Origin of the sequence: Parvibaculum sp. (assembly GCF_035511255.1) — a bacterium.
Lineage (GTDB): Bacteria > Pseudomonadota > Alphaproteobacteria > Parvibaculales > Parvibaculaceae > Parvibaculum.
In genome coordinates this window covers 1-5,879 of sequence record NZ_DATKFR010000144.1, presented here as the reverse complement: position 1 = coordinate 5,879, position 5,879 = coordinate 1, and the positions used below count along the sequence as shown (strand labels likewise).

The 5,879-nt window shown below is 61.9% G+C and carries 6 protein-coding genes and 1 pseudogene; 5 read left to right on the top strand and 2 right to left on the bottom strand.

From position 1 onward, the window contains the following. Positions 1 to 555, top strand: a 555-nt coding sequence (locus tag VMR03_RS05095) for a hypothetical protein (protein ID WP_325402914.1), incomplete at its 5' end; no start/stop codon positions are given. Positions 556 to 609: 54 nt separating this feature from the next. On the opposite strand, the gene glnA is transcribed toward VMR03_RS05095, so the two are convergent. Together glnA and VMR03_RS05085 are read right to left on the bottom strand one after the other, a co-directional pair. Beyond that, positions 610 to 2,019: a type I glutamate--ammonia ligase gene (gene glnA / locus VMR03_RS05090; protein ID WP_325402912.1), complete on the bottom strand. Its 1,410-nt coding sequence runs from the start codon at positions 2,017 to 2,019 to the stop codon at positions 610 to 612. Positions 2,020 to 2,096: 77 nt separating this feature from the next. Continuing rightward, a complete protein-coding gene (locus tag VMR03_RS05085; protein WP_152215926.1) occupies positions 2,097 to 2,435 on the bottom strand; it encodes a P-II family nitrogen regulator in 339 nt (112 codons plus the stop codon). Between the two features lie 323 nt (positions 2,436 to 2,758). On the opposite strand from VMR03_RS05085, the gene VMR03_RS05080 reads away from it, so the two are divergent. From VMR03_RS05080 to VMR03_RS05065, 4 genes and pseudogenes are all read left to right on the top strand, one after another. After that, on the top strand, positions 2,759 to 3,937 hold the full coding sequence (locus tag VMR03_RS05080; RefSeq protein WP_325402907.1) for an aminotransferase: 1,179 nt from the start codon (positions 2,759 to 2,761) through the stop codon (positions 3,935 to 3,937). After that, positions 3,934 to 4,365, top strand: a complete 432-nt coding sequence (locus tag VMR03_RS05075) for a hypothetical protein (RefSeq protein WP_325402905.1) — start codon at positions 3,934 to 3,936, stop codon at positions 4,363 to 4,365. Before VMR03_RS05080 ends, VMR03_RS05075 begins: the two co-directional genes overlap by 4 nt. Positions 4,366 to 4,572: 207 nt before the next feature. Continuing rightward, positions 4,573 to 5,229 (top strand): phospholipase, encoded by a 657-nt coding sequence (locus tag VMR03_RS05070; protein WP_325402903.1) that lies wholly within the window; start codon positions 4,573 to 4,575, stop codon positions 5,227 to 5,229. A gap of 212 nt (positions 5,230 to 5,441) precedes the next feature. After that, positions 5,442 to 5,879 (top strand): annotated as a pseudogene (locus tag VMR03_RS05065) (hypothetical protein); the annotation flags it as partial.

Here is a 5,879-nt window from a genome sequence, read left to right as displayed (position 1 = left end):
CGCGGCGGCGATGCGGGCTACATGGTCATCCTGCAATCGGCAGACGCTGCCACGCAGCGGGCGCGCATTCTCGGCCTCGGCGCGCGCAAGATCGCGGCTCATGACGGCGACTACGTCTTCACCCATTTTCACCCGGGCGATTTCGGCGGTGTATTGACCTCGGTGGACTCCGTCACCGGCGGCGACAACTGGTTCGATCGCGATAGCGACTGGCCTGCGGCAGGCCGCGACTGGCGAGCCGCGCGTTCCGCGAGCGCGACCGCATTGCTCGGTGTCGCAATTCAGTCCCGCTCGCCGGCTGCTCTGGCGAAACGATGGGGCGAGTTCCTTGATGCGAATGCGGTGGAAGGGCCGCGCGGTCCGGAGCTTCGGCTCGCGCGCGGCGTCATCCGTTTCGTCGAGCCGGTGGACGAAGACGGAACCGGGGTGGTCGGTCTCGACATCGCCGTCGACGATCCGGAGGCCTGCCTTCGAAAGGCGAGGGCGCTCGGCCTCGTCGTCGCGGATGGTGCCGTTCGTATCTGTGGTACGGATTTTAGTCTCGTTCGCGCATAGAAAAAGGCCGGAGCTTTCGCTCCGGCCTTTCCGTCCAGTCCACCGTGAAGTGACTTAGACGCTGTAATACATGTCGAATTCGACCGGGTGCGGCGTCATTTCGTAACGCAGGCACTCTTCCCACTTCAGGTCCGTATAGGCTTCGATCTGCTCGGAGGTGAACACACCGCCCTTGGTGAGGAAGGCGTTGTCGGCTTCGAGCGACTTCAGCGCTTCGCGGAGCGAACCGCAGACCGTCGGGATCTGCTTCAGCTCTTCCGGCGGCAGGTGGTAGAGGTCCTTGTCCATCGGCTGGCCCGGATCGATCTTGTTCTCGATGCCATCGAGGCCGGCCATGCACATCGCCGCGAAGGCGAGGTAGGGGTTCGCCGTCGGATCGGGGAAGCGGATTTCGATGCGCTTCGATTTCGGCGACGTGCCGTGCGGAATACGGCAGGAGGCCGAACGGTTGCGAGCCGAATAGGCGAGCAGCACAGGGGCTTCATAACCCGGGACGAGGCGCTTGTAGCTGTTCGTCGACGGGTTGGTGAAGGCGTTGAGTGCCTTGGCATGCTTCAGGATGCCGCCGATGTACCACAGGCATTCCTGCGACAGGTCGGCATACTTGTTGCCGGCGAAGAGCGGCTTGCCCGCCTTCCAGATCGACTGGTGGCAATGCATGCCCGAGCCGTTGTCGCCGAAGACCGGCTTCGGCATGAAGGTCGCCGTCTTGCCGTAGGCCTGGGCGACGTTGTGGATCACATACTTGTAGATCTGCATGTGGTCGGCGGCCGTCGTCAGCGTCTGGAACTTCGTGCCGAGTTCGTGCTGCGCGGAGGCGACTTCGTGATGGTGCTTTTCGATGACGACGCCCATCTCCTGCATGACGGTGAGCATTTCACCGCGGAGGTCCTGTGCGCTGTCGATCGGGTTCACCGGGAAGTAGCCGCCCTTGGTGCGGACGCGGTGGCCGAGGTTGCCGACCTCGTAATGCGTGTCGGAGTTGGTCGGCAGTTCGATCGAGTCGAGTTCGAAACCCGTCTTGTAAGGCGAGGTCGAGAACTTGACGTCGTCGAAGATGAAGAATTCGGCTTCGGGACCGAAGACGACGGTATCGCCGATACCGGACGACTTCACGAAGGCTTCGGCGCGCTTCGCGGTCGAGCGCGGATCGCGGGCGTAGAGTTCGCCGGTCGATGGTTCAACGATGTCGCAGATGATGGCGAGCGTGTTCTGCGCATAGAACGGGTCCATGACGGCCGTGCTGAGATCGGGCAGCAGGACCATGTCGGACTCGTTGATCGCCTTCCAGCCCGCAATGGACGAGCCGTCGAACATGGTGCCCTGGGCGAAGAAGTCTTCGTCGCAGAAACCGATGTCGAACGTCACATGCTGCATCTTGCCACGAGGATCCGTGAAGCGCAGATCGATGTATTTGACGTCCTTTTCCTTGATGGTCTGCTGAATGGAGCCGTAATCAGCCATTTCGCTGTCCCCGTGCTTTGTGATTTGTAGAGGGTGTTCTGTACTGGTGTGAAGTTAGAGAGTGCGCCCCAGCGCCTTTAGATAGCTTCCGTGCCGGTCTCGCCCGTGCGGATGCGGATGGCTTCCTCGACGGTGGAGATGAAAATCTTGCCGTCGCCGATGCGGCCGGTGCGCGCGGCCTGCTGGATGGCCTCGACGGCTTTTGCCACCAGTGCATCGTCGAGCACAACCTCGATTTTCACCTTCGGCAGAAAATCCACGACATATTCGGCACCGCGATAGAGTTCGGTGTGGCCCTTCTGACGTCCGAATCCCTTCGCCTCCGTCACCGTGATGCCCTGAAGCCCGACTTCCTGAAGAGCTTCCTTCACCTCGTCGAGCTTGAACGGTTTGATGATCGCCTCGATCTTCTTCATTCCTTGAGTCCTTATAAACTTTGGTCGCAGCGTCCGCCGGCTTCTCCTGCCCTGATAGCATGGGTCATGCCACTCCACACCGGCGCGAATGTTTTGTTGAATCAAGACCTTGCGATGCTGTGGATAAGCAACGCCCATGGCGCGTCCAATGGTCGTGCTGACATCATAGGCTATTTGATCAAAAAATGTGCAATTCGGGTGCGCTCAAAGAGGCTTCCAATGAATTTGCGCCCCGGGACCGCCTTTGACATGCTCCGGCGCGCCCTGAACCCGCCAGCCGGCGGAGGTGCGAGCATGACCAACCAAGCGGAGCGTGAGGCGGAATGCGGCCGGTAAACAGCGTTTTCGGAAATCTGGGGACCACGATCTTCACGGTCATGTCCGCTCTGGCGACGGAGCATGGCGCTATCAACCTCGGTCAGGGTTTCCCGGATGACGAGGGGCCGGACGACGTTCGCGCCGCCGCCGCGAAGGCGATCGTCGAAGGGCCGAACCAGTATCCGCCCATGCCGGGCCTGCCGGCTCTACGCCTGGCCGTTGCCGCCGCCAACAAGCGCTTCTACGGGCTCGACATCGACTGGCAGAAACAGGTGCTGGTGACCTCGGGCGCGACCGAGGCGCTGAACGACTGCCTGATGGGGCTCCTCAATCCGGGCGACGAGGCGATCATTCTCGAGCCCGCCTATGACAGCTACAAGCCGATCATCGAAGCGATGGGCGCGAAGGTTGTTTCGATCTCGCTGGAGCCCCCCCTCTGGTCGCTGCCGCTCGACAAGCTTGCCGCCGCTTTTTCGGCGAAGACGAAGCTCATCGTGCTCAACACGCCGATGAACCCGACCGGCAAGGTCTTCACGCGGATGGAGCTGCAATCGATCGCCGATCTCGTTTTGAAATATGACGCCTATGCCGTCTGCGACGAGGTCTATGAGCATCTCGTTTTCTCCGGCCACAAGCACATCCCGCTGATGACCTTGCCCAGCATGCGCGAGCGCTGCGTCCGCATCGGCTCGGCCGGCAAGACCTTCTCATTGACGGGCTGGAAGATCGGTTACATCACCGGACCCGAGCATCTGATGACGCCGATCATCAAGGCGCACCAGTTCGTGACCTTCACGACGCCGCCGGCGCTGCAATCCGCCGTCGCCTACGGGCTCGGCAAGGACGACAGCTATTTCGCCGGCCTCGCCGGATCGCTCGAAGCCAAGCGCGACCTGATGGCGAAGGGTCTGCGCGAAGCAGGCTTCGACGTGCTGCCGACCGATGGCACCTATTTCATCTCCGCCGATTTCCGTCCGCTCGGCTTCAACGGCACGGATGAAGAGTTCTGCCGCGACATCACCGTAAAAGCGAAAGTCGCCGCCATTCCGCTCTCGGCCTTCTACGGCAATCCCGCCGCCGCGCCCCATCACCTCGCGCGCTTCTGCTTCTGCAAGCAGGACGCGATTTTGACGGAAGCGAGTGCGCGGCTGAAGGGATATGCTAAGAAAGTTACGGGCGAATGATCAAGATTGGCGCCTCCCAACCTTTAGATGAATCCGCGACAATTTCCTTGGATTCTATAAAGAGCATTGATGAGTTATTTGCCTGTGCAATCACGGACGTCACGGTTAAAGGCACCGCAGTTCTTGTTAAGGTGGATTCCTTTCCGTTTCTGCATGCGCTTATTGCAAGCATTTATCTCTTTGAGCGCGACGATGAACTTTTTCTGCCCGTCGGAGAGGGGTTAGACATTCGGGCACGTAGGTCGTCGTCATCGGCCGATAGCTTCGATCTGGTTCTAAGCTACGGTGGAGATGTTCAGTGCACTCGAACAACATCTCAACTGCTGCTTCTTTTGATAAATCTCGCTGCCGATCAGGGTCGGTCTCTTTCCGCAGTTGGGGTTGATGTAGATCGATCGCTTGAGAAATTTCCCGTTGCGTTGTTTTAGGGAACCTCAGGAATAGGGCGGAGGGAGAGAGCGGAGATAACAGCCGCCTCTGAAGGCGCACGTCGCCGCCATCCCGCTCTCGGCGTTCTACGGCAATCCCGCCGCCGCGCCCCATCACCTCGCGCTTCTGCTTCTGCAAGCAGGACGCGATCATCACGGAAGCGAGCGCGCGGTTGAAGGCTTATGCTGCCCGCGAGTGAGGTTGCAATGCTCAACACCCTTCGGCGCGATCCGGACCACAGCGACGCAAGATGGCTCGTCGTCTTTCTGCATGGCTACGGCTCGACGGGCGCCGACCTCATATCCTTTGCCGATTACTGGCAGGCGTCGATGCCCGGTGTTGCCTTCGTCGCACCGGATGGGCCGACGGTTGCGAAGGATGGCGGCTTTCAATGGATCGGCAAGCGGCCGGGCACGGACCCGCGCCTCTATGACGACGCGGTGGCCGCGCAGCCGGTCGTCGATCAATTCATCGACGGCGAACTTGCGCGGCTCGGTCTCGATGGTTCCCGTCTTGCGCTGGTCGGGTTCAGTCAGGGGACCGTGATGGCGCTCCATGTCGGGTTGCGGCGCGAGATGGCGCCGGCCGCCGTGCTCGGCTATGCGGGCGGGCTCGTCGGTCGTGAACAGTTGAAGAAGGACGTCACCTCGCGGCCGCCCGTCATGCTCATCAACGGCGAGCTCGACGAGATCGCGCCCGTCTACGGGATGCATGTCGCGGTGAAGGCGCTCGCCGAGGCGGGTGTCGTCGCGGCCGGGCAGGCGATGCCGAACCTCGCCCATGCGGTCGATGCCGACGCGCTCATTCTCGGTGCGCGGTTTCTGCTGTCGGCCTTCGCCTATCGGGCGAGGCACGGCGCCTAGCCGCGACAATCCTTCGGCACATTGGTCATCAGCATCAGATCGGCCTGTCGCAGTAGTCGCGCGGCTCGCGCGGACGGCTGAAGCGGTTCAGTGTTCGTTGACGGCGTTCGTTACCGTCTTTCAACCTTTGCCCCCTTTCGGAAAACCCGGCGACCCGGCAGACTGCGCCCCCGGGGGCGTCGTGAGTGGAGTTGCGCGGAGTGGATGCCGGCTTGCCTGAGCTGAAGGCGGGACCCCATGGGACCGGCCGACTGGTCCTCGACGAGCCGGCGACGGTCCGAACCAGTGGGCCGGCGTTCGCGACCGAGCTTCTGCTGGCATTGCTCATCCATGCGGCGATCCTGGCGGCCCTTTTCATTCGGCTGCCGCCTTCGCCGCCCCACCGTCCCGTGGAACCGCCGGCCATTTCCGTGGAACTGGTGCCACCGAAGCCCCGTCCGGTGCCGAAGCTGCCAGAGCACGAAAAGAAGCCCGAGCCGCAGAAGCCGCTTCCGCAAACGGAACCTGAGCCGCCAAAGCCGTCACTTCATCGCGAATCCGGCGGCACGGACCTCAGCCGCACGCCGGGGGCGCCACCGAAAACGGAGGCGAAGGAGGCGCCGGAGCCGCAAGTCGAGATCAAGAACGCGCCATCCGCGCCGAAGACGGAA